This is a genomic window from Kitasatospora saccharophila, assembly GCF_039529925.1.
Classification (GTDB): Bacteria; Actinomycetota; Actinomycetes; order Streptomycetales; family Streptomycetaceae; genus Kitasatospora; species Kitasatospora saccharophila.
In genome coordinates this window covers 87,110-110,228 of record NZ_BAAANS010000029.1, presented here as the reverse complement: position 1 = coordinate 110,228, position 23,119 = coordinate 87,110, and the positions used below count along the sequence as shown (strand labels likewise).

The 23,119-nt window shown below is 74.3% G+C and carries 20 protein-coding genes, 1 tRNA gene and 1 pseudogene; 7 read left to right on the top strand and 15 right to left on the bottom strand.

The annotated features are described in order from the left end of the window. The 6 genes and pseudogenes from ABD345_RS21885 to ABD345_RS21860 all read right to left on the bottom strand — a co-directional run. A pseudogene (locus tag ABD345_RS21885) lies at positions 1–969 on the bottom strand (SUKH-4 family immunity protein); the annotation flags it as partial. A gap of 26 nt (positions 970–995) precedes the next feature. Continuing rightward, positions 996–1,997, bottom strand: coding sequence for an HNH endonuclease (locus ABD345_RS21880; protein WP_344554179.1), 1,002 nt, complete (start codon positions 1,995–1,997; stop codon positions 996–998). Between the two features lie 123 nt (positions 1,998–2,120). After that, entirely contained in the window at positions 2,121–3,227 is a 1,107-nt protein-coding gene (locus ABD345_RS21875) for a DegT/DnrJ/EryC1/StrS family aminotransferase (RefSeq protein ID WP_344554178.1), read from the bottom strand. 107 nt (positions 3,228–3,334) lie between these two features. Continuing rightward, positions 3,335–4,471 carry a DegT/DnrJ/EryC1/StrS family aminotransferase gene (locus ABD345_RS21870; RefSeq protein ID WP_344554177.1) on the bottom strand — a complete coding sequence of 379 codons (1,137 nt, stop codon included), beginning with the start codon at positions 4,469–4,471 and terminating at the stop codon, positions 3,335–3,337. 134 nt (positions 4,472–4,605) lie between these two features. After that, complete coding sequence (locus tag ABD345_RS21865) at positions 4,606–5,589, bottom strand: NAD-dependent epimerase/dehydratase family protein (RefSeq protein ID WP_344554176.1); 984 nt, start codon at positions 5,587–5,589, stop codon at positions 4,606–4,608. Further along, complete coding sequence (locus tag ABD345_RS21860) at positions 5,586–6,716, bottom strand: Gfo/Idh/MocA family protein (RefSeq protein WP_344554175.1); 1,131 nt, start codon at positions 6,714–6,716, stop codon at positions 5,586–5,588. Before ABD345_RS21860 ends, ABD345_RS21865 begins: the two co-directional genes overlap by 4 nt. Before the next feature lie 354 nt (positions 6,717–7,070). On the opposite strand from ABD345_RS21860, the gene ABD345_RS21855 reads away from it, so the two are divergent. After that, entirely contained in the window at positions 7,071–7,526 is a 456-nt protein-coding gene (locus ABD345_RS21855; protein WP_344554174.1) for a YwqJ-related putative deaminase, read from the top strand. A gap of 83 nt (positions 7,527–7,609) precedes the next feature. Then, positions 7,610–8,074 (top strand): SUKH-3 domain-containing protein, encoded by a 465-nt coding sequence (locus tag ABD345_RS21850; protein WP_344554173.1) that lies wholly within the window; start codon positions 7,610–7,612, stop codon positions 8,072–8,074. Positions 8,075–8,144: 70 nt separating this feature from the next. On the opposite strand, the gene ABD345_RS21845 is transcribed toward ABD345_RS21850, so the two are convergent. Beyond that, positions 8,145–9,416: a sensor histidine kinase gene (locus tag ABD345_RS21845; protein WP_344554171.1), complete on the bottom strand. Its 1,272-nt coding sequence runs from the start codon at positions 9,414–9,416 to the stop codon at positions 8,145–8,147. A 262-nt stretch (positions 9,417–9,678) separates the two neighbouring features. Between ABD345_RS21845 and ppc the strand changes: the two genes are divergently transcribed. Continuing rightward, positions 9,679–12,435 carry a phosphoenolpyruvate carboxylase gene (ppc, locus tag ABD345_RS21840; protein WP_344554190.1) on the top strand — a complete coding sequence of 919 codons (2,757 nt, stop codon included), beginning with the start codon at positions 9,679–9,681 and terminating at the stop codon, positions 12,433–12,435. A gap of 76 nt (positions 12,436–12,511) precedes the next feature. Here ppc and ABD345_RS21835 read toward each other — a convergent pair whose 3' ends face one another. From ABD345_RS21835 to ABD345_RS21810, 6 genes are all read right to left on the bottom strand, one after another. Further along, entirely contained in the window at positions 12,512–12,769 is a 258-nt protein-coding gene (locus ABD345_RS21835) for an LPXTG cell wall anchor domain-containing protein (protein ID WP_344554170.1), read from the bottom strand. 129 nt (positions 12,770–12,898) lie between these two features. After that, positions 12,899–13,474, bottom strand: coding sequence for an aminoacyl-tRNA hydrolase (gene pth / locus ABD345_RS21830; protein WP_344554169.1), 576 nt, complete (start codon positions 13,472–13,474; stop codon positions 12,899–12,901). Positions 13,475–13,583: 109 nt separating this feature from the next. Continuing rightward, the gene (locus ABD345_RS21825; RefSeq protein WP_344554168.1) at positions 13,584–14,192 is read right to left on the bottom strand and encodes a 50S ribosomal protein L25/general stress protein Ctc; all 609 of its coding nucleotides are present in this window, start codon (positions 14,190–14,192) and stop codon (positions 13,584–13,586) included. A gap of 244 nt (positions 14,193–14,436) precedes the next feature. Beyond that, positions 14,437–15,417, bottom strand: coding sequence for a ribose-phosphate diphosphokinase (locus ABD345_RS21820; RefSeq protein WP_344554167.1), 981 nt, complete (start codon positions 15,415–15,417; stop codon positions 14,437–14,439). Between the two features lie 155 nt (positions 15,418–15,572). After that, on the bottom strand, positions 15,573–17,018 hold the full coding sequence (gene glmU, locus ABD345_RS21815) for a bifunctional UDP-N-acetylglucosamine diphosphorylase/glucosamine-1-phosphate N-acetyltransferase GlmU (protein WP_344554166.1): 1,446 nt from the start codon (positions 17,016–17,018) through the stop codon (positions 15,573–15,575). A 112-nt stretch (positions 17,019–17,130) separates the two neighbouring features. After that, a tRNA-Gln gene (locus tag ABD345_RS21810) sits at positions 17,131–17,201 on the bottom strand. 237 nt (positions 17,202–17,438) lie between these two features. Here ABD345_RS21810 and ABD345_RS21805 point away from each other — a divergent pair. From ABD345_RS21805 to ABD345_RS21795, 3 genes are read left to right on the top strand one after another with little or no spacing between them, the layout of a single operon-like run. Next, complete coding sequence (locus tag ABD345_RS21805; RefSeq protein ID WP_344554165.1) at positions 17,439–18,443, top strand: acyl-CoA desaturase; 1,005 nt, start codon at positions 17,439–17,441, stop codon at positions 18,441–18,443. A 26-nt stretch (positions 18,444–18,469) separates the two neighbouring features. After that, entirely contained in the window at positions 18,470–19,153 is a 684-nt protein-coding gene (locus ABD345_RS21800; RefSeq protein ID WP_344554164.1) for a TetR family transcriptional regulator, read from the top strand. 55 nt (positions 19,154–19,208) lie between these two features. Continuing rightward, positions 19,209–20,060, top strand: a complete 852-nt coding sequence (locus ABD345_RS21795; RefSeq protein ID WP_344554163.1) for a DMT family transporter — start codon at positions 19,209–19,211, stop codon at positions 20,058–20,060. A gap of 7 nt (positions 20,061–20,067) precedes the next feature. Here the strand turns inward: ABD345_RS21795 and ABD345_RS21790 are convergent, their stop codons facing one another. Further along, positions 20,068–20,880: a methyltransferase domain-containing protein gene (locus ABD345_RS21790; RefSeq protein ID WP_344554161.1), complete on the bottom strand. Its 813-nt coding sequence runs from the start codon at positions 20,878–20,880 to the stop codon at positions 20,068–20,070. A 118-nt stretch (positions 20,881–20,998) separates the two neighbouring features. On the opposite strand from ABD345_RS21790, the gene ABD345_RS21785 reads away from it, so the two are divergent. Continuing rightward, positions 20,999–21,496: a MarR family winged helix-turn-helix transcriptional regulator gene (locus ABD345_RS21785; RefSeq protein ID WP_344554160.1), complete on the top strand. Its 498-nt coding sequence runs from the start codon at positions 20,999–21,001 to the stop codon at positions 21,494–21,496. A 69-nt stretch (positions 21,497–21,565) separates the two neighbouring features. Here the strand turns inward: ABD345_RS21785 and ABD345_RS21780 are convergent, their stop codons facing one another. After that, positions 21,566–23,107 (bottom strand): polysaccharide biosynthesis protein, encoded by a 1,542-nt coding sequence (locus ABD345_RS21780; protein WP_344554159.1) that lies wholly within the window; start codon positions 23,105–23,107, stop codon positions 21,566–21,568. Between the last annotated feature and the right edge of the window lie 12 nt (positions 23,108–23,119).

Below are 23,119 nucleotides of genomic sequence, written 5' to 3'. Positions count from 1 at the left end.
GGGGGCGGGGGGGGGGGGGGGGGGGGGGGGGGGGGGGGGGGGGGGGGGGCGCCGGCCGGGGGCGGGCGGCGGCGGGGCGCCGCGGCCGGCGAGGCCGCCGGAGAGCTGGGCGGGGCCGCCGCTGGAGGGCAGCAGGTCGTGCCGCGGGGGCGGCGGGAGCGCGCCGGGACCGCCGCGGCCGCCGGAGCGCTGGACGGGGCCGTCGTAGGAGGGCAGCAGGTCGTGCTGCCGGGGCGGGGGCGGGGCGCCGGGCCCGCCGCGGCCGAGCGGGCCGGGGGCGCCGGGGAGACCGGTGGCGCCGGGCAGCAGTTCGCCGGGGCCGGTGGCGGCGGGCAGGCCCATCAGGCCAGGCGGGCCGTCGGTGGCGAGCATGGTCGCCGCGTAGTTGACCGCGGGCCCGGGCCCGGCGGGGGCGGCGGGCGCGCCGGGCGCGGGGTACGGCGGGGTGGCGCCGAGCGGCACGGGTGCGGGCGGCTGCACGGCCGGCGGCGCGGGCGGCACCGGCCCGGGCGCGACGGGAGCGGGCGGCACGGGCGCGGCGGCCACCGGTGCGACGGGCGCGGGCGGCTCGGCGATCCGGTCGGCCTCGGCGGCGACCGCGGCGGCCCCGGCCTCCAGCAGCCACTGCGGGGGGCTGAGCAGGAAGGAGGTGGCCTCGACGTCGCCGCGCACCGGCTTGGCGGCGCCGGCCGGGTTGGGGGCGCTCCCGGTGCCGTACAGCTCCTCGTACTGCCGGACCACCTCGTTGACCGGCAGCGGCGGCCAGAGCGTGCTGGCGCCGCTGTCGCGGGCGATCACCAGGCGCAGCGAGCTGCCGGGGCCGCCGGTGTGCTCGCTGCCGTCGACGGCCCAGCAGACGTAGCCGAGGTCGAACTCGCGGACCTTCACCTCGCGGTGCTGCGAGCGCGGCACCCCGGCGTTGATCCAGTCGTCGGCGGTCTCCTGCGCCTGCGCGTACGTGGTCACCACGTCTCGTCCCTCCCCTGTTCCTTCGGTCAGTTCGCCGGGACGGCGCGGGCGAAGCCGCCGTCCACCATGAGTTCGGCGACGGTCTCCAGCTCCGCGGGGCTGCCGGCCAGCCGCAGCAGGAACGCGTCGAAGCTGTCGCCGCAGGGCAGCAGGAGGCGCTGCACGCGCTGTTCGACGGGCTCCTCGGAGCCGTCGTCGCGGGCGTCGTCGTAGGGCAGGAAGCCGACCGAGCCGGTGCCCTCGCCGCGGACCTTGACGGTCAGCAGGCCGCCCTGCAGGTAGGCGACGGCGAGGTGGTCCTTGGTGAGGTGGTCGCGCAGGCACTTGTTGGCGTACACCAGGTCGTCGGTGCCGTACTCCTCGCTGAGGGTGAGGAACGGCTGGTCGACGAGCAGGCCGAGGTCGACGTCGAGGGCGACGCCGACCGGGCCGCGGCCGCCGGTGACCTTCAGGAAGTCCCGGTAGGCGGTGGGCAGCGGGTGGCCGAGGCGCTGTTCGGCGCGCTGGACGAGGTCCTCGGTGACGGTGACCGGGTCCCCGCCGTCCTTGGCGAGCGAGAAGTGCGCGGGGCGGTGGTCCTGGAGCGGGCGGGTGCCGCGGCGGCCGTGGTCGGCGGTGGAGCGGGCCAGGCCGCCGTGGTGCCGCAGCAGGGCCTTGACCTCGACCGGGACGAGTTCCATCCGGCGCCAGCCCTCGGGGGCGCCGCCCACCGCGTGGTGCCAGGTCCAGCCGGGCGGGGTGGCGACGGCGCTGTCCAGGTCGGCCCAGAGCTCGTGGCCCTGGGTGTAGAGCGCGGCGTTCGCCGACACGTAGTCGGTCAGGCGCAGTTCGTCGACGCCGAAGCCCTCCGGCGGGTCGGCGACCTCGGCGACGGCGGCCGCGTACGGCGAGAAGTCGGGGTACCCGTTCTCGTCGACGTGCACGCCCCGGGGGTGGCGCTGGGCCCGGACCGGGTCCGGGAACTGCACCACCTGGCCCGCGTAAGCCGCGTTGGGCACGGCGGTGGTGCCGGGCCGACCTGTCGTCATCTGTGGTCCCCCACTGGCAGAAGCCGATGTCCTCGGGGACCAGCGTAGGGCAACGGCCGTTCGCGTTCGGGGGCACGGGCCCACCCGGCCGGACCGCCCGCCCGGCCGGGTGTCCGGCGCGGGTCAGCGGCGGCGCAGCGCGGCGGCCAGCGCCTCGGCCACCCGGGCCTGTTGGTCCTCGGTGAGCTGCGGGAACAGCGGCAGGGTGAGCAGTTGTCCGGCGGCCCGCTCGGTGACCGGGAAGGCGCCCTCGCCGTGCCCGAGGTACCGGAACGCGGGCTGCAGGTGCACCGGGACGGGGTAGTGGACGCCGGCGCCGATCCCGGCCTCCTGGAGGGCGGCCAGCACGGCGTCGCGGCCGCGCTCGACCCGGACCGCGTACAGGTGCCAGACGTGCTCGTTGCCGGGCAGGGTGCGCGGCAGGGCGATGCCGTCCAGGCCGCCGAGCAGCTTGTCGTAGCGTTCGGCGGCGGCCCGGCGGGCCTCGTTCCAGGCCGGCAGCCGGCGGAGCTTGGCGCGCAGCACCACGGCCTGCAGGGTGTCCATCCGGGAGTTGAAGCCGAACTTCTCGTGGACGTACTTGCGGGCCGAGCCGTGGTCGCCGATCAGCCGCACCGCGTCGGCGAGTTCGGCGTCGTCGGTGACGACCGCGCCGGCGTCGCCGTACGCGCCGAGGTTCTTGCCGGGGTAGAAGCTGGTGGCCGAGATCCGCCCCCAGCTGCCGGACGGCCGCCCGTGCCGGGTGGCGCCCTGCGACTGGGCGCCGTCCTCGACCACCGGCAGGCCGTCGGCGATCTCCAGCAGGCCCTCCATCGGGGCGAGTTGGCCGTTCAGGTGGACGGGCAGCAGCGCGACGGCCTCCCCCGTCCTGGCCGCCGCCTGCTCGACGTCGATCAGCAGGTGCTCCTCGTCCGCGTCCACCAGCACCGGCCGCAGTCCGGCCCGGACCACCGCCTCGGCGGTCGCCACGAAGGTGTTCGCGGGCAGCACCACCCCGCCGCCGGGCTTCAACTCCAGCGCCCGCAGTGCCAGTTCCAGCGCGTCGGTGCCGTTCGCCGTCCCCACCGCGTGCCCGGCGCCGCAGAACGCCGCGTACTCCCGCTCGAACGCGGCCACGTCCGGGCCCTTGATGTAGGCCCCGCTCGCCAGCACCGCGTCGAAGCCCGCGCGGACCTCGTCGGCGATCTCGGCGTGCGAGGCGTGCAGGTCGACCAGGGGGATGTTCGTCACGAAGGTGGGACCTCTCAGACCAGGGGCGCGAGGAACTGCGCGATTCGGAAGACGAACGACGGAAAGACCGCGGCAGGGGCGGGGGGCGCGCGTGGTGGCGCCCCGCGTCAGCGCCCCAGGGCCGCCTTGAGCGCCGAGACGACGTGCTCGACCTGTTCGTGGGTGAGCGAGTGGTAGAGCGGCAGGATCAGCGTCCGGGCGGTGATCTCCTCGGTCACCGGCAGCGGCACCCGCCCGGTGCCCTTGTACGGGGCCTCCAGGTGGGCGGCCATGATGCCGCGCCGGGCGGAGACGCCGTCGGCGGCCAGCCGGGTCAGGACCTCGCCGCGGTCGGGGGCGTCCGCGGGCAGCCGCAGCCAGAGCGACTGGAAGTTGGAGCTGCCGTGCGCCGGGTCGTCGACCAGCCGGGCGGCCAGCTCCTCCCCCAGCGACTCCCGGTAGTGGGCGGCGAGTTCGCGCCGCCGGGCGACCATCGCGGGCAGCTTGCCGAGCTGGACGAGTCCGATCGCGGCCTGGACGTCGGTCATCCGGTGGTTGAAGCCGATCTCGTCGTAGGTCTCCACGACGCCCGCCCCGCCCGCGCCGGCGTGCCGGTCGGCGGCCGAGACGCTCATCCCGTGCTCGCGCAGCCGCCGCAGCCGGGCGGCGAGTCCGGCGTCCCGGCAGGTGACCATGCCGCCCTCGCCGGTGGTGAGGAGCTTGCGCGGGTGGAAGGAGTACGCGGCGATCTCGGCGCCGGCCCCGGCCGGGCGGCCGCGCAGCAGGGAGCCGGCGGCGCACGCGGCGTCCTCGACCACGGTGATGCCGCGCGGTTCGGCCAGCGCCCGGATCGCGTCCAGGTCGACCGGGACGCCGCCCTGGTCGACGGCGACGACGGCCCGGGTGCGGTCGGTGAGCAGCGGGGCGACGGTCTCGGGCGTGAGGTTGCCGGTGACCGGGTCGACGTCGGCGAAGACCGGGGTGGCGCCGACGTAGGTGACGGCGTTGGCGGTGGCGATGAAGGACAGCGAGGGGACGACGACCTCGTCGCCGGGGCCGGCGCCGGCGCCGATCATCGCCAGGTGCAGGGCGGTGGTGCAGGAGGAGACGGCGACGGCGTGCGGCACGCCGACCGCCTCGGCGAACGCCCGCTCGAACGCGGCCACCCGGGGGCCCTGCGCGACCCAGCCGGAGCGGACCGCCTCGGCGGCGGCCTCGGCCTCCTCCTCGCCGAGCCACGGGATCATGACGGGGATGGTGGACATGGTGGTGCTCCTTCGCATCACGCACGGTTCCGCTTGGCGCGGTCCTACGGGGGTGGCGGCGGCCGTCCGCCTGCCGGGGGCCGCCCGCCCGCCGGGGGCCGTCCGCCCGCCGGGCGGCTGTGCCCGACGCGGCACTAGACCTGCTCGCGCCACCAGGCGACGAGCCTGCGCAGCCCGTCGGTGAGCCCGAGTTCGGGCTTCCAGCCGAGGTCGCGCTCGGCGGCGGAGACGTCGGCGAGCCGCCGGACCACGCCGCCGGCGGTGCCCCGGGCGGGTCCGTGCTCGACGTCGAGGTCGGAGTCCATGGCGGCGAGCAGCGCGTCGGCGAGGCCGCGCAGCGAGACCTCGGTGCCGGAGGCGATGTTGTAGACCCGGTCGGTGACGGGGGCGGCGGCGGCCAGCAGGTTGGCCCGGGCGATGTCCTCGGTGTAGACGAAGTCCATGGTCTGGGCGCCGTCGCCGAAGATCAGCGGGGGCTGTCCGGCGGCGATCCGCTCCATCCAGCGGATGAACACCTCGGTGTAGCGGCCGTGCACGTCCATCCGGGGGCCGTACACGTTGAAGTACCGCAGGGCGACGTAGTCGAGGCCGTACATGGCGTGGAAGCTGCGCAGCAGGCCCTCGTTGAAGACCTTGGCGGCGCCGTACAGGGTGTCGTTGTGGTACGGGTGCTGGGTCTCGGGCGTCGGGAAGACGTCCGCCAGGCCGTAGACCGAGGCGGTGGAGGAGGCGACCACCTTGCGCACGCCGGTCTCGGCGGCGGCCTCGACCACGTCGAAGGCGCCGTCGACCATGACCTCCAGGGCGAGCCGGGGTTCGGCGGCGCACTGGGTGATCCGGATCGCGGCGAGGTGGAACAGCACGTCGGTGCCGGGGCCGAGCAGTTCGCGCAGCAGGGCGCGGTCGCGGATGTCGCCGTCGACGACCCGCAGTCGGCCGGGGGCGGCCAGCTCCTGGGCGCGGGCCAGGTTGGCGGCGCGGCCGCGGACGAAGTTGTCGAGGACGACGACCTCGCGGGCGCCGGCCTCGATCAGCTGGTCGACGACGGTGGAGCCGATGGTTCCGGCGCCGCCGGTGACCAGGCAGCGGGAGCCTTCGAGGGGGACGGCGGCGTTCATCGGGCGGTGGCCTTCTGCTGGGCGGGGAGCTGGCGGGTGATCAGACCGGCGTCGTCGGGGCCGTCCAGCGGGACGGTCGCGCCGCCGAGTTCGAGGCTGCGGGAGGCGGCGTGCAGCAGGCGCAGCACGCGCAGCCCGGCGCGGCCGTCGGTGAGCGGGGCCCGGCCCTCGGTGATGGCGGCGGCGAACTCGCCCATCACGTTGCGCAGCGCCTCCTGCTCGACCAGCGCGGGGGCGACCACGTCGCCGACCCGGTAGGAGATCAGGGCGCGGTGCCGGATGGCGTCGGTGAGTTCGTCGGGAGGGGTGAGGTCGACGCCGCGGTCGTGGACGGCGAGCCGGGCCTGCGGGTTGAGGTCGTCCCAGACCAGGGTGCGGCGGGAGCCGCCGATCAGCGTGGTGCGGACCTTGGTCGGGGAGAGCCAGTTGACGTGGCAGTGGGCGAGCGCGCCGTTGGAGAGCCGGAGCGTCAGGTAGGCGACGCAGGCCCGGCCGGCCCCGATCGGGTCGGCGGCCTGGGCGCTGACGCCGACCGGTTCGACGCCCGGCGGCAGCACGAAGTCGAGGATGGACAGGTCGTGCGGGGCGAGGTCCCACAGCACGTCGACGTCGGGCTGGACCAGCCCGAGGTTGATCCGCACCGAGTCGAAGAACTGAATGTCGCCGATCTCGCCGCCGTGCACGAGTTCGCGGATCCGCCGCACCACCGGGGTGTAGCAGAAGGTGTGGTCGCACATCAGGACCAGGCCGCGCTCGTCGGCGAGGGCGACCAGGTCGGCGGCCTCCTCGACGGTGGTGGTGATCGGCTTCTCCACCAGGACGTGCTTGCCCGCCTCCAGGGCGGCCCGGGCCAGCCGGTGGTGCGCGCCGGCCGGGGTGGCGATGGCCACCGCCCGGACCCGCTCGTCGGCGAGCACCTGCTCGTAGGAGGTGGTGGAGGCGACCGTGGAGTACTCGCCGAGGACCTTGCGGGAGCGCTGTTCGTCGAGGTCGCACAGCCAGTGCAGCCGCAGTGCGGCGGTCTGCTGGGCGTTGCGGACCAGGTTCGGCCCCCAGTAGCCGGCGCCGACCACGGCCAGGCCGATCCGCCGGTCGGGTTGCTGTTCGGTGCTGCCCGGTGTGGGCACGTGTTCCCCTGGCGCCTCGTGCGCCACGACGTTCGACCCCATCGCAAGACCCCCCTTGCCGCCGCGTCGCTCGAACGGTACCGGCCCGGCCGGGCCCATCGGGGCACAATCGGCAAAACCGGTGCGGGCCACCAGGGGCGCGCGGGGCGGGAGTTCGGCCCTGCGTACACCTCCGCACGCCCCGTGTCCGCACCCCGGCGCGGCGCGTCGCGAACCGGTTTGGCAGGCTGGACGCCCTGGGGTGAGGATTCACTGTCCGTGGGTCCCGCTACCCTGCGTCATCCACCGTCCGTCAGCAGACCCCCGGCAGCGGAGAACTGCCGGTGCGCCGCACCACAACGCCGAGGAGCAGTCATGGACCAGTCGGGCCCGCCGCCCGTGTTGCGCCACCAGCGCGACAGCCTGCTGCCCGCGGTCGCGGCCGCGCTGTCGCTGCGCGGCGGCGACGTGCACACGCTGGCCGGGGACAAGTCGGAGCTGCCGCCGATACTGCACCCGCTGGTCGGCGAGTTCCTGGCGGGGCTGCCGGTGGAGAAGCGCGAACGCTTCCTGGGCCGCTGCCCGGAGGCGGCGCTGCTGTCCCAGTACCTCGGGCAGGTCGACGCGGCCCGCTCGAAGCGGGCCTCGCGCAAGCCGATGACGGTGCAGGAGGCGCGCAAGGCGCTCAAGGGGGCCCGGATGACCACGCTGCGGATCCGCGAGGAGGGCGACCCGGCGCACGGCACGCACGCGCCGCCGTGCCGCTCCTGCGCCCCGCTGCTGGAGCACCTGAACGTGGCCAGCGTCGCGGTCGGCCCGCCCGCCCGCTAGCGGTCCCGTCCCCCGTCCCCGAACCACCGGAGCACGCCCTGAACGCCAGCACCGTCCGCACCCAGCCCCGCTTCCCCGCCGACGTGGCCGCCGCCCTCAAGCAGGCCGGCTGGCACCCGGGCCGCTGGGAGATCCGGCAGGCCGAACTGTGGGCCGACGCCCTGGTCGCGCACGGCGGTCCGCTGGAGCCGCAGCACGCGGTGTTCCCGGCCGCGATCGAGGCGTGGGCCGAGTTCGGCGGCCTGGCCTTCGACGTCCCGGGCGCGGGCGACACGCTGGCCCGCACCCCGTTCCTGCTCGACCCGCGCTGCGGCCTGCACGCCCCGCGCACCCTGGCCGACCTCGGCCGGGCCCTGGACACCCGGCTCGCCCCGCTCGGCGAGGAGCTGTACGGGCAGGCCCTGCTGGCGATCGACGAGCGGGGCCGGGTCTACAGCCTCGACCACACCGGCGAGTGGTACCTGGGCCCCAGCGTCGACCGGGCGATCGGCACCCTGGTGCTCGGCCGGGCCCCGCACCGGCTGCGCACCGCGGACGCCGCGGAGTAGGCCCGACCGGCCCCGACCCGACCCGGCCCCCGGCCCCGGCCCCGGCCCGAGCCCCCGGCCCCCGGCCCGGTCAGCCGGGCGGGGCCACCGCGCGCCGCAGCCGGGACGGCAGCACCGCCTCGACCCGGAACCCGCCGTCCCCCTCCGGCCCGGCGTGGAAGGCCCCGCCGAGCGCCACCACCCGCTCGCGCATCCCGACCAGCCCGTTGCCGCCGCTGGGCAGCGCCACCGGCGCGGCGGCCCCGCCCGGGCACTCGTTCACCACCGACACCCGCACCCCGTTGGGCACGTACGCCAGCAGCACCGACACCCGGGCCCCGCCCGCGTACTTGTGCGCGTTGGTCAGGCCCTCCTGCACCACCCGGTACGCGGTCTGCTCGGCCTCGGCGACGTAGGACCGGCGCTCACCGCTGACCGTCAGCGCCACCGCCATCCCGGCCACCCGGGACTGCTCCACCAGGGCGGGCAGTTCGGCCAGGCCGCCCACCGGGGCCTCCACCTGCTCCTGCGCCTCGGTCATCCGCAGCACCCCGAGGATCTCGCGCAGTTCGTCCAGCGCCTGCCGGCCGGTCTCGCCGATCAGCTTCGCCGACTGCTGGGCCTTCGCCGGGTCCTTGGGGACGATCCGCTCCACCGCGGCGGCGTGCACCACCATCAGGCTGACCCGGTGCGCGACCACGTCGTGCATCTCCCGGGCGATCCTGGTGCGCTCCTCGACCCGGGCCCGCCAGGCGCGCTCCCGGGCCTGCTCGGCCAGCAGCGTCAGCTCGGTCTCCAGGCCCAGCGCCCGGTCCTTCAGCGACTCCACCAGCCGCCGCCGCGCCCCCACGTACAGGCCGGTGACCATCGGGGCCACCGCCATGCCGACCGCGACGAACGCCGCGATCACCGCCAGCACCCAGGTGGGGGGCAGCGGTTCGGTCGGCGGCGTCTTGGGCGGCGCCGTCATCGCGAGCAGCACCATGCCGAAGGTCTCGACCATCGCGACCGCCGACAGCACCACCACCCGGGCCCGCCGCGAGGGCCACTCCCAGGTGGCCGCGAGCGTGTACAGCGACACCACCAGCAGCACCACGCCGAAGAAGCCGGGCACGAACACCAGCGCCACCACCACCGGCACCACCGGCCACCGGCGCCGCACCACCAGCGACGCCCCGGCGAGCGCCCCCAGCACCACGCACACCACCGTGGCGGCCGTCCCCCAGTGCAGCCGGTCCCGGACCAGCCCGTACGCGCCGACGGCGCACTCCACCCCGGAGACCGCCGCCAGTCCCACGTCCAGCACCGCGCTGCGCCTTCGCGCCCACCACCACAGGCCGTCCCCCGCCGGCTTCTCACTCATGCCCGACACGATACGCAGTCGCCCCCGCCGACAGGTGCGCCAGCGCACGCCCGGCGGGCTCCCGGCGTTCGGCGACCTGTCCGCCATCCGGCCACCTCTCCGTGCTGGCACCCCGTGCCACCTATGCTGTTGCCCGTCGGACAGCGCGGTCCGCACCCGTCACCCGCACCGCGGTGATGTCAGAGCCGTTGCCGAACCCCACCACCACAGGGAGACAGCCGTGACCGCTCCGGTCCCCACTCCGGCGGACAACCCTTCCGTGATCGCCGACGCGGACGACAATGCCGCGCTGCGTGCGGACATCCGCCGCCTCGGCGATCTGCTCGGGGAGACCCTGGTCCGCCAGGAGGGCCCCGAACTGCTGGGCCTGGTCGAGCAGGTGCGCCTGCTGAGCCGCACCGACGGCGAGGCGACGGCGCAGCTGCTGGCGGAGATCGACCTGGAGACCGCCGCGAAGCTGGTGCGCGCCTTCTCCACCTACTTCCACCTGGCGAACGTCACCGAGCAGGTGCACCGCGGCCGGGAGTTCGCGGCGCGCCGGGCCCGGGAGGGCTCGCTGCTGTCGCAGACCGTGGACGAGCTGAAGGAGGCGGACCCGAAGCACCTGGCGGACACCCTGGCCAACCTCGCGGTGCGCCCGGTCTTCACCGCCCACCCGACCGAGGCGGCCCGCCGCTCGGTGCTGAACAAGCTGCGCCGGGTCGGCGAGCTGCTGGAGCGCATCCACCGCGAGCAGGACGTCACCGGCCGGATCGACAGCGCCCGGCAGACCTCGGCCCGCCGCCAGGCCGACCGCCGGCTGGCCGAGGTGATCGACCTGCTGTGGCAGACCGACGAGCTGCGGATCGCCCGCCCGGAGCCCACCGACGAGGCCCGCAACGCCGTCTACTACCTGGACGAGCTGTACCGCGAGGCCGTCCCGGAGGTGCTGGAGGAGCTGCACGAGGAGCTGGCCCGGGTCGGCCTGACGCTGCCCGAGGGCGTGCGCCCGCTGACCTTCGGCACCTGGATCGGCGGCGACCGCGACGGCAACCCGAACGTCACCCCGCGGGTCACCTGGGACGTGCTCAACCTGCAGCACGAGTACGGCATCAAGGACGCCCTGGAGGCGGTCGACGACCTGCGCGCCTCGCTCTCCACCTCGGTGCGCCTCGCCGGGGCCTCGGAGGAGCTGCTCGCCTCGCTGGACGCCGACCTGGAGCACCTGCCGGAGCTGAGCCCGCGCTACAAGCGGATGAACGCCGAGGAGCCGTACCGGCTGAAGGCCACCTGCATCCGGATCAAGCTGGAGAACACCCGCGACCGGCTGGCCGCGGGCACCCCGCCCACCCCGGGCCGCGACTACGTCGGCACCCGCGACCTGATCGCCGACCTGCGGCTGATCCAGGACTCGCTGCGGGCGCACCGCGGCGGCCTGATCGCCGACGGCCGCCTCGCCCGGGCGATCCGCACCATCGAGGCGTTCGGCCTGCAGCTGGCCACCATGGACGTGCGCGAGCACGCCGAGGCGCACCACCACGCGCTGGGCCAGCTGTTCGACCGGCTCGGCGAGGAGGCGTGGCGCTACACCGACATGCCGCGCGAGTACCGCCAGCGCCTGCTGTCCAAGGAGATGCGCTCGCGCCGCCCGCTGGCCCCGACCCCGGCGCCGCTGGACGCCGCGGGCGCCAAGACGCTGGGCGTGTTCACCACGATCCGCGAGGGCTTCGAGCGGTTCGGCGACGAGATCGTCGAGTCGTACATCATCTCGATGTGCCAGGGCGCGGACGACGTGTTCGCGGCCGCGGTGCTGGCCCGCGAGGCCGGCCTGATCGACCTGCACGCGGGCATCGCCAAGATCGGCATCGTGCCGCTGCTGGAGACCACCGACGAGCTCCAGGAGGCCGACCGGATCCTGGACGAGATGCTCTCCGACCCGTCGTACCGGCTGCTGGTGTCGCTGCGCGGCGACATCCAGGAGGTCATGCTCGGCTACTCGGACTCCTCGAAGTTCGGCGGCATCACCACCTCGCAGTGGGAGATCCACCGCGCCCAGCGCCGGCTGCGCGACGTCGCGCACCGCTACGGCATCCGGCTGCGGCTCTTCCACGGCCGCGGCGGCACCGTCGGCCGCGGCGGCGGCCCCTCGCACGAGGCGATCCTCGCCCAGCCGTGGGGCACCCTGGAGGGCGAGATCAAGGTCACCGAGCAGGGCGAGGTGATCAGCGACAAGTACCTGCTGCCGTCGCTGGCGCGGGAGAACCTGGAGCTGACCCTCTCCGCCACGCTGGCCGCGTCCGCGCTGCACACCGCGCCCCGCCAGGCCCCCGAGGAGCTGGCCCGCTGGGACGCCGCGATGGACCAGGTCTCCGAGGCCGCGCACACCGCGTACCGCGCCCTGGTCGAGCAGGAGGACCTGCCGAAGTACTTCTTCGCCGCGACGCCGGTCGACCAGCTGGCCTCGCTGCACCTGGGCTCCCGCCCGTCCCGCCGCCCGGACAGCGGCGCGGGCCTGGACGGCCTGCGGGCCATCCCGTGGGTGTTCGGCTGGACCCAGTCCCGGCAGATCGTGCCCGGCTGGTACGGCGTGGGCTCCGGCCTGGCCGCGGCCCGCGAGGCCGGCCTGACCGACGTGCTCGACGAGATGCACGGCAACTGGCACTTCTTCCGCAACTTCCTGTCCAACGTCGCGATGACGCTGGCCAAGACCGACCTGCGGATCGCCCGCCACTACGTCGAGCAGCTGGTCCCGGCCGAGCTGCACCACGTCTTCGACCAGATCGTGGCCGAGCACGACCTCACCCTGCGCGAGGTGCTGCGGCTGACCGGCGAGTCGGAGCTGCTGGAGCACAACGAGGTCCTCAAGCAGACCTTCAACGTGCGCGACGCCTACCTCGACCCGATCTCCTACCTGCAGGTCGCGCTGCTGCGCCGGCAGCGCGAGGAGGTCGCGGCCGGCCGCCCGGAGGACCCGCTGCGCGCCCGCGCGCTGCTGCTCACCGTGAACGGCATCGCGGCGGGCCTGCGCAACACCGGCTGACCGGTCCCGCCCGCGGCACGACGGCGGCCCGCCCCCTCGTTCACCGAGGGGGCGGGCCGCCGTCCGTCGTCCCGGGTCAGACCTTCTTGCGCTTGCGCAGCCAGGCGGCCGCCCCGCCGGCCACCACCACCAGGCCGCCGCCCACCGCGTACACGCCGGACGAGCCGACGGAGCCGGTGGGCGGGGCGAGCCGGGCGGCGGCGGGCTCCGGGCCGGTGCTGGGTTCGGCGGCCGCGGCGGCGCCGGCGGTCCACCCTCCGGCGGCCAGGCACAGCACGGTGCCTCCGACGACCTTGCCCACTCGCTTCGACCGGATCACGGTCCATACCCCCATAGACGGCACTTCAATCCCTGCTGTACCGGCTTCGACGGTATCGGATTCCGTGGCGTTTCTGACCCCAGGTCAGCTTCCTCGGGGCAAGCGTTGCATGAACGTTGTGTACGGAAGGTGGTGGCGGGCGGGTCAGGAGTTGTAGTTCTGCTGGGCCCGCTCCAGGCCGTCCGAGAGCAGCGCCTCGACGGCGTCGGCGGCCCGGTCGACGAACCAGTCGAGGTCCTTGCGCTCGGTGGCGGAGAAGTCCTTGAGCACGAAGTCGGCGACCTCCATCCGACCGGGCGGGCGGCCGATGCCGCAGCGGACCCGGTGGTAGTCGGGGCCGAGCGACTTGGTGATCGACTTGAGGCCGTTGTGGCCGTTGTCGCCGCCGCCGGTCTTCAGCCGCAGCGCCGCGTAGTCGAGGTCGAGCTCGTCGTGGACGGCGACGACCGCCGACGTCGGCACCTTGTAGAAGTCGCGCAGCGCGGTGACCGGACCGCCCGAGAGGTTCATGAAGGTCATCGGCTCGGCGAGGACGACCCGCCGGCCCGCCAGCCGCCCCTCGGCGACCTGGGCGCGGCTCTTGTGCGCCTTGAACCTGGCGCCGATCCGCTGGGCCAGCAGCTCGACCACCATGAAGCCGATGTTGTGCCGGTTGCGGGCGTACTCCTTGCCCGGGTTGCCGAGGCCCACCACCAGCCAGGGGCCGTCGTACTCGCTCATGCCGCTCCTCACGCGGGTGTTCTCCGTACCGTCACATCATCCCGGACACGCCGCTGCCCCGGCCGTCCGCGCACGGGGCGGGACGGCCGGGGCAGCGAAGCGGTGGTGATCAGGCCTCGGAAGCGGCCTCGTCGGCGGCGGCAGCCTCGTCGGCGGCCTCCTCCTCGGTGGCCTCGGGGGCCTGGGCGCCGATGACCTGCAGCACGACGGCGTCGGCCTCGACGGCCAGCGAGACGCCGGACGGCAGGGCGATGTCGCCGGCGGTGATGGCGGCGCCGGCCTCCAGGCCCTCGACCGAGACGGTGACCGACTCGGGCAGGTGGGTGGCCTCGGCCTCGATCGGGAGGGCGTTCAGCACGTTCTCGATCAGGTTGCCGCCGGGGGCCAGCTCGCCCTCGGTGTGGACCGGGATCTCGACGGTGACCTTCTCGCCGCGCTTGACCAGCAGCAGGTCGACGTGCTCGATGGTGCGCTTGATGGCCTCGCGCTGCACGGCCTTCGGCAGCACGAACTCGTCCTTGCCCTCGATCGGGACGACCAGCAGGGCGTTCGGGGTCTTGAGCGCCATCATCAGGTCGTGGCCGGGCAGGTTCAGGTGCACCGGGGCGTGGCCGTGGCCGTAGACGACACCGGGGACGAAGCCGGCGCGACGGGCGCGACGGGCGGCACCCTTGCCGAACTCGGTGCGGGACTCGGCGGCGATGCGGATCTCGGACACGACTGCACTCCTCGTGAAGCGAAGGGGTGCAGGAACGACAGAACCGCCGGGCCACACCCTCAAGTGTTGGGGGGACGCTCGGCGGTTCGATCAAGGCGCATCGTTCTCGCGCGTCGATCACGGAGCACCAGAAGGGCATCCCTCGCCGAGCAGTCTCCCAAGACTAACCGGGGTGTGGCGCGGACGTGAAATCGGCCCCCCGCTCGGCGTGGAGCGGGGGGCCGACCGACGGTCTGACGAGGGGTCAGTGCACGCCCTCGAAGAGGCTGGTGACCGAGCCGTCCTCGAACACCTCGCGCACCGCGGCGGCGATCGACGGGGCGATCGACAGCGTGGTGATCTTGTCCAGCTGGAGCTGGGCCGGGGTCGGCAGGGTGTTGGTGAACACGAACTCGCTGACCCGGGAGTTCTTCAGCCGGTCCGCGGCGGGGCCGGAGAGCACGCCGTGGGTGGCGGCCACGATGACGTCGGCGGCACCGGCGTCGAACAGCGCGTCGGCGGCGGCGCAGATGGTGCCGGCGGTGTCGATCATGTCGTCCACCAGGACGCAGACCCGGTCCTTGACGTCACCGACCACCTCGGCGGACAGGATGGTGTTGGCCTGCGACATGTCGCGGCGCTTGTGGATGATCGCCAGCGGGGCGCCGAGGCGGTCGCACCACTGGTCGGCGACCTTCACCCGGCCGGCGTCCGGGGAGACGATGGTCAGCTTGGAGCGGTCGGGGACCCGGTTGCCGACGTAGTCGGCGAGCATCGGCAGCGCGAACAGGTGGTCCACCGGGCCGTCGAAGAAGCCCTGGATCTGCGCGGTGTGCAGGTCCACGGCCATCAGCCGGTCGGCGCCGGCGGTGCGGAGCAGGTCGGCGACCAGGCGGGCCGAGATGGGCTCGCGGCCGAGGTGCTTCTTGTCCTGCCGGGCGTAGCCGTAGAACGGCAGGATCGCGGTGATGCTGCGGGCCGACGCGCGCTTGAGCGCGTCGATCATGATCAGCTGCTCCATGATCCACTGGTTGATCGGAGCCGTGTGGCTCTGGATCACGAAGCAGTCCGCGCCGCGGGCGGAGTCCAGGAAGCGGACGTAGATCTCGCCGTTGGCGAAGTCCAGCGCCTTGGTCGGGACGAGTTCGGTGCCCAGCTCGCGGGCGACCTCCTCGGCAAGTTCGTGGTGGGCACGGCCGGAAAAGAGTTTGAGCTTCTTCTCACCGGAGGTCGTGATCCCGCTCACTGCACCGTCTCCTCGTGTATTGCCACTCTGGGTGAGTACGCCGAGGCACGGCCGAACAGGCCCGATGGCGCACGTGTGTACTTCAGGTTACGCGCCCCGCCGCCGGTGCGGCGGCCGGGGACCACTCCTCAAGATCCCCGGCCGCCCCGTCCGACCTACTGCGTCCCGGCCGCCTCAGCGGCCGCCCGGGCGGAGGCCGAACCCGGCCGCTTCCGCTCAACCCAGCCCGCGATGTTGCGCTGCTGGGCCCGCGCGACACCCAGCGAACCGGCCGGGACGTCGTTGGTGATCACCGACCCGGCGGCCGTGTAGGCGCCGTCACCGACCGTCACCGGGGCGATGAACATGTTGTCGGAACCCGTGCGGCAGTGGGCCCCGATGACCGTCCGGTGCTTGTTCACCCCGTCGTAGTTCACTGTGACGGACGCCGCACCGACGTTGGTGCCCTCGCCGATCGTCGCGTCCCCGATGTACGACAGGTGCGGGACCTTCGCCCCCTCGCCGAGCTCCGAGTTCTTGATCTCGACGTAGGTGCCGGCCTTCGCCGCCCGGGCCAGCCTGGTGCCGGGCCGCAGGTACGCGTACGGGCCGACGGTCGCCTCCGGGCCGATCTCGGCGCGGTCGGCCGTGGTGTTGCTCACACGGGCGCCCGCGCCGACCGTGGTGGCGGTCAGCGTGGTGTTCGGGCCGACCTCGCAGCCCTCGCCGAGGTGGCTGGCGCCGTGCAGCTGGGTGTTCGGGTGGACCAGCGCGTCCGGCTCGTAGGTCACCTGCACGTCGAACCAGGTGGAGGCCGGGTCGACCACGGTGACGCCGGCCCGCATCGCGTCCGCCAGCAGCCGGTCGTTGAGCAGCCGGCGGGCCTCGGCCAGCTGCACCCGGTCGTTGATGCCGACGATCTCCCGGTGGTCGGCCGCCACCGACGCGCCGACCCGGTGGCCCTCGCGGCGCAGGATCCCCAGGGTGTCGGTCAGGTACTCCTCGCCCTGCGTGTTGTCGGTGCCGACCAGCGACAGGGCCAGCGCCAGCAGCTTGGCGTCGAAGGCGAACACCCCGGAGTTGATCTCGTCCACGGCGAGCTGCTCGGCGGTGGCGTCCTTGTGCTCGACGATCGCGGCGACCTCGCCGTCCGGGCCGCGCAGGATCCGGCCGTAGCCGGTCGGGTCGGGGACCCGGGCGGTCAGCACGGTGACGGCGTTGCCCTGCTCGGCGTGCGCGGCGGCCAGCGCGGCCAGGGTGGCGCCGGTGAGCAGCGGGGCGTCGCCGGTGGTGACCAGCACGGTGCCGTCCGGCTCCACGCCGTCGGCGGCGAGCGCCTCCAGCGCGGTGCGCACGGCGTGGCCGGTGCCGTTCTGCTCGGTCTGGACGACCGGGCGGGCGGCCGGGTAGTGCTCGGCCAGGTGCGCCTGGACCAGTTCGCGCAGGTGGCCGACCACCACCAGCAGCTGGCGGGGCGTCAACTCCTGGGCCGCGCTGACCGCGTGGCCCACCAGGGAGCGGCCGCAGATCTCGTGCAGCACCTTCGGCAGGGCCCTGGACTTCATCCGGGTGCCGCCCCCGGCGGCGAGCACGATCACGGCGGCAGGCTGGTTGGCACTCACGCGGGAGGACTCCTCGGTCGATGCGGGATTGAGGGCGCACCGAGGATACCGAGCGGAAAACAACGGAAACCGTCCGAAACGGTCCGGAGGGCCGGAAACCGGCCGGAAGGGGCTCCGCCGCTAGGATTCGAACCCAGACAAAGGCCTCCAAAGGGCCCTGTGCTGCCATTACACCACGGCGGAAAGGGCGCGTCGCGCGCCCAGCACAGCCTACGGGTTGACGGCCCGTTGCTCCACCACCTTCGGCGAAGGCACACGAACGACGCCCGGTCCCCGGCCCGCCGACCGCCCGGGGACCGGGGGGCGAACAGTGCGACACGTCCGCCCGGGGCCCTTCCGCTTGTCCGGGCCCGGTACTTACGATGCCGTAGGTTACGGCCACGTAGGTATCTGTCGGACCCTCTCCCCCCAGGAAGCGCCATGACCATTGAGGCCGGGCAGGCGCCGCCGCGCGCCGCCGAGAACGACCGCACCGCCACCGCGGACGACCGCACCGCCGCCGAGCGGGGCGCGACCATACTGTCCGCGACCAGGGGCGGCGAGAAGCAGGGCGCGCTGGAGCGCGTGACGCTGTCCCTGTTCATCGCCGTGCCGTTCCTCGCCGTGGCCGCCGCCGTCCCGCTGGCCTGGGGCCGGGGGCTGTCCTGGCTGGACGCCGGCCTCGCGGTCGGCATGTACTTCCTGACCTGCCACGGCATCACCGTCGGCTACCACCGCTACTTCACCCACGGCGCCTTCAAGGCCAACCGCCCGCTGCGCCTGGGCCTGGCGGTGCTCGGCTCGCTGGCCGTCGAGGGCCCGCTGGTGCGCTGGGTCGCCGACCACCGCAAGCACCACCGCTACTCCGACAAGGACGGCGACCCGCACTCGCCGTGGCGCTACGGCGAGAGCGTCCCCGCCCTGCTCAAGGGCCTGTGGTGGGCGCACATGGGCTGGATGTTCGACGAGGAGCAGACCCCGCAGCTGAAGTACGCCCCCGACCTGGTCCGCGACCCGGCCATAAGGCGGATCTCCCGGCTGTTCTGGCTGTGGACGCTGCTCTCGCTCGCGCTGCCCCCGGTGGTCGGCGGCCTGGTCACCTGGAGCTGGCAGGGCGCGCTGAGCGCCTTCTTCTGGGGCTCGCTGGTGCGGGTCGGGCTGCTGCACCACGTCACCTGGTCGATCAACTCGATCTGCCACGCGGTGGGTTCGCGCCCCTTCAAGTCCCGCGACCGCTCCGGCAACGTGTGGTGGCTGGCCGTGCTGTCCTGCGGCGAGTCCTGGCACAACCTGCACCACGCCGACCCCACCTCGGCCCGGCACGGCGTGCTCCGCGGCCAGGTCGACTCCTCCGCCCGGGTCATCCGCTGGTTCGAGCGGGCGGGCTGGGCGCACGACGTCCGCTGGCCCGGCGCGGAGCGGATCGCCGCCCGCCGCGCCGCATGAGGCAGCGCCTGCAGCATGATGGGGGGGTGAACGGGACCAACGGAGACAGCGCCGGCCATCGGCAGCCCTCGCGCCGCAGCGGGGGCAAGGTGGCCGGCCGGGTGCGGATGACCGGCAAGCAGCGCCGCGAGCAGCTGCTGGAGATCGGCCGGACGGTCTTCGCCGAACGCGGCTACGACGGCACCTCGGTGGAGGAGATCGCCGAGCGCGCCGGGGTCTCCAAGCCCGTCGTGTACGAGCACTTCGGCGGCAAGGAGGGCCTGTACGCGGTGGTCGTCGACCGCGAGATGCAGCTGCTGCTCGACATGGTCACCGGCGCGCTCACCGGCGGGCACTCCCGCGAGCTGCTGGAGCAGGCCGCGTTCGCGCTGATGGACTACATCGACACCTCCACCGACGGCTTCAAGATCCTGGTCCGGGACTCGCCGGTGGCCCAGTCCACCGGCTCGTTCGCCTCGCTGATCGGCGACATCGCCACCCAGGTCGAGGACATCCTCGGCCTGGAGTTCAAGTCCCGGGGCTTCGACGCCCGGCTGGCGCCGATGTACTCGCAGATGCTGGTCGGCATGGTGGCACTGACCGGCCAGTGGTGGCTGGAAGTGCGCAAGCCCGCCAAGGCGGAGGTCGCCGCCCACCTGGTCAACCTCGCCTGGCACGGCCTGGAGGGCCTGGAGCGGCACCCCAAGCTGGTCGGCGACCGCAAGAACTGACGACCGGCCCGGGCCGCATCGGGATCCCGGGCCGCCCTCCGCGACAGGAGCACCCGTGGCGGTCTTCCTGCTGGCCCTCGGCGCCGCCTGCTGCCTGGGCGCCGGGTTCGTCCTGCAGCAGCACGCCGCCCAGCGCGCGCCCAGCGGCGACCTGCTGCGCTGGCGGCTGCTGCTCGACCTGATGCGGATGCCCGACTGGCTGCTCGGCATCGCCTTCATGATCGGCGGCCAGGTGCTGTCCGCGCTCGCCCTCAGCCAGGGCGAGGTCGCCCTGGTCGAACCGCTGCTGGCCACCAACCTGGTCTGGGCGATGCTGCTGGCCCGCCGGATCACCGGCACCCGGCTGGGCCGCCCCGGCTGGATCGGCGTCGCCCTGATCGCCCTCGGCGTCACCGCGTTCATCGCCGCCGGGCAGCCCCGGGGCGGCGGGGCCGCCGCCGGGCCGCTGCGCTACTGGCTGGTGTTCGGGGTCGTCTCCGGCCTGGCCCTGCTGCTGGTCGCGGTGGCCCGCCGGCTGCCGCTGTTCGAGGAGGCCACCCTGCTGGCGCTGGCCGCCGGGCTGCTCTACGGCCTGCAGGACGCGCTCACCCGCACCACCTTCGACCGGATCGACCGGGACGGGGCGGCGGCCGCGCTGGTCTCCTGGCCGCCGTACACGGTGCTCGGGCTGGGCGTGATCGGCCTGCTGCTGGTGCAGTCCGCGTTCGAGGCGGCGCCGCTGCGGATGTCGCTGCCCGCGCTGACCGCCGCCCAGCCGCTGGCCGGGATCGCCTGCGCGGTCGGCTTCCTCGGCGACCGACTGCGCCTCACCCCGGGGGCGCTGGCCTGGCAGAGCGCCGGGCTGGCCGCGATCGTGGTCGGCGTCGTGGTGCTGGGCCGCCACCCGGCGCTGCCCGGCGCGAAGTGACGCCGCGTCAGCGCTTGACGGCGACGGCGAAGACCCGGCGGAACGGGAACAGCGTGCCGTGCCCGGTCGCCGGGTACGCCCGGCGCAGCAGCGCCCCGTACTCGGCCAGGAACTCCGCCCGCTCCGCCGCCCCGGGCAGCAGGTCCAGCACCGGGCGCAGGGTGGAGCCCTTGACCCACTCCAGCACCGGGTCGGGCCCCGGCAGCACCATCGTGTACGTGCTCTCCCAGACGTCCGCGGTGCAGCCCGCCGCCAGCAGGGTCCGCGCGTAGCGGTCCGGTGCGTGGCAGGAGGCGTCCGGGCGGGCGGGGGCCAGCCGGTCGCGCCAGCGCGGGGTGCGGCGCAGGTCGGCGAGCAGGGTGTGGCTGGGGGCGGCGAAGTTGCCGGGCAGTTGGAAGGCGATCACCCCGCCGGGACGCAGCGCGGCCGCCCAGCGGGGCAGCAGTTCCAGGTGGTCGGCGGTGTCGGTGTCCATCCAGTGCAGGGCGGCGTTGGAGGCGATCAGGTCGGGCCGCTCGGGCGCCGGGTCGTAGCCGGTGACGTCCTGCTCCCGGTACTCGGCGACGGGCCCGCCGTCGGCGCGGCGGGCCTCGGCGCGGCGGGCCTCGGCGAGCAGGTCGGGCGAGGAGTCCAGGCCGAGCAGCCGGGCGTCCGGCCAGCGGCGGCGCAGCGCGGCGGTGGAGTTGCCCGGTCCGCAGCCGAGGTCCAGCACGGTGGGGCGGGGCGGGAGTTCGGGGACCCGGGCGAGCAGGTCGGCGAACGGGCGGTTGCGCAGGTCGGCGTAGCGGAGGTACTGGTCGGCGTCCCAGTGGGCGGGCACGGTGCGGCTCCCGAAAGTATCTCGACGTCAAGATATCTGTGTAACGCCGAGAGTTCCTTTGTTATCTCTTGATGTCAAGAGACTTCACATCGACACACCCCCCGATACACTGATCGTCATGGAGGACGAGGTCGACCGCCTGGTCGCAGCATGGCGCCGAGAGCGCCCCGACCTCGACGTGGAACCGCTTGAGGTCCTCAGTCGGGTGAGCCGCCTCGCCCGGCACCTGGACCGCGCCCGCCGCACCGCCTTCGCCGAGCACGGTCTCGAACCCTGGGAGTTCGACGTCCTCACCGCGCTGCGCCGCGCCGGGGCCCCCTACCAGCTCTCCCCCGGCCAGCTCCTCACCCAGACCCTGGTCACCTCCGGCACCATGACCAACCGGATCGACCGCCTCACCGCCAAGGGCCTGGTCGTCCGCCTCCCCGACCCCGACGACCGCCGCGGCGTCCTGGTCCGCCTCACCGAAGCCGGCCGCGACAAGGCCGACCAGGCCCTGGCCGGCCTCCTCGCCCACGAGCGCGAGATCCTCGCCCAGCTCGCCCCCGCCCAGCAGACCGAACTCGCCGCCCTGCTGCGCAACCTGGTCGCCCCCTTCGACCGCGCGGGGCAGTAAGGGCTCACGAGAGCGCGCGTTCAGGGGCTCGGGGCTCGGCCGTTCCCCGAGCACCTGATCTCGCCCCCTCTAGAAACCGTCCGGGTACGGGGTGGCCGGGGCCGGGGTCTTGGGGTGGGCGGTCTGGTAGCCGGGGAGCAGCGCCGCCAGGCGCTCGCGGACCTCGGGGTCGGAGTTGACGGTGGCCGCGCCGTAGAGGCCGGTGAGGCCGCCCGCCAGGTCCTCGGGGACGGTGGCGTGGTCGGCGACGGTGGCGAAGATCCGGGGGTGGGCGGTGGGGAGGCGTTCCTCGTTGTCGGAGAACAGCGCCTCGTTGAGCTTCTCCCCGGCCCGCAGGCCGGTGTAGCGGATCTCCACCTCGTCCGCGCCGAGCTGCACCTGTTCGGCGAAGTTGTGCACCAGGTCGACGATCCGGACCGGCTCGCCCATGTCGAGGACGAACACCTCGCCGCCCTCGGCCATCCGTCCGGCCTCCAGGACCAGGCCGACCGCCTCCTCGATGGTCATGAAGAACCGGGTGACGTCGGGGTGGGTGACGGTGACCGGGCCGCCGCTGCGCAGCTGTTCCTCCAGCACGGACAGCAGCGAGCCGCGCGAGCCGAGGACGTTGCCGAAGCGGACGGCGGCGAAGACGCCGGTGCCCAGGTTGCGGGCGTCCCGGGCGTTGGCCTGGACGATCAGCTCGGCCAGCCGCTTGCTGGCGCCGAGGACGGAGGTCGGGTCGGCGGCCTTGTCGGTGGAGATCAGCACGAAGCGCTCCACGCCGGTGGCCAGCGCGGCCTCGACCAGGTGGTCGGTGCCCAGCACGTTGGACTTGACCGCCTCGCTGGGGTGGCGTTCCAGCAGCGGCAGGTGCTTGTGCGCGGCGGCGTGGAAGACCACGTCGGGGCGCAGGTCGCGGAAGATCTGCTGGATCCGGGGGCGGTCCCGGATGTCGGCGATCACCAGGGACTCGTCGGTGAGCAGCGCCTCGCCCCAGATGTCGAGCTGGAGCCGGTGCAGGTTGGACTCGTCGTGGTCGAGCATGTAGAGCGCGGCGGGCCCGAACGCCTGGACCTGGCGGCACAGTTCGCTGCCGATCGAGCCGCCGGCGCCGGTGACCAGGACCCGGCGGCCCTCGATCACGGTGCGCACGTCCGGGGAGGCCACGTGCACCTCGTGCCGGCCGATCAGCCGGTTGACGTCCAGGGTGCGCATGTCGGAGCCGACCACCTCGCGGCGCAGCGCCGACAGGAAGGACGGCAGGTAGCGGACGGCCGCGCCGGCGGCGGCCGCGGCGGTGGCGAGTTCGCGCACCCGCTGGTGCGGGAGGCCGGGGATGGCGAGGACCACGACCTGGACGCCGTGGGCGAGGGCCAGGCCGGTGAGGTCGGCGAGCGGACCGAGGACGGGGCTGCCGGAGACGTCCAGGCCGGCCTTGCCGGGGTCGTCGTCCAGCACCCCGACCGGTTGGAGCCCGAACTCCGGGGTCCGGTCCAGGTCGCGGACCAGGGCGGTCCCGGCGGAGCCGGCCCCGACGACGAGGGTGCGCAGGCCGGTCGAACCGGCCCGCTGGGCGGGCAGCAGGGTGCGCGCCCCGGACGGGCGTGCGGCAGTGCGGTGCGGCGACATCAGACCTCCGGT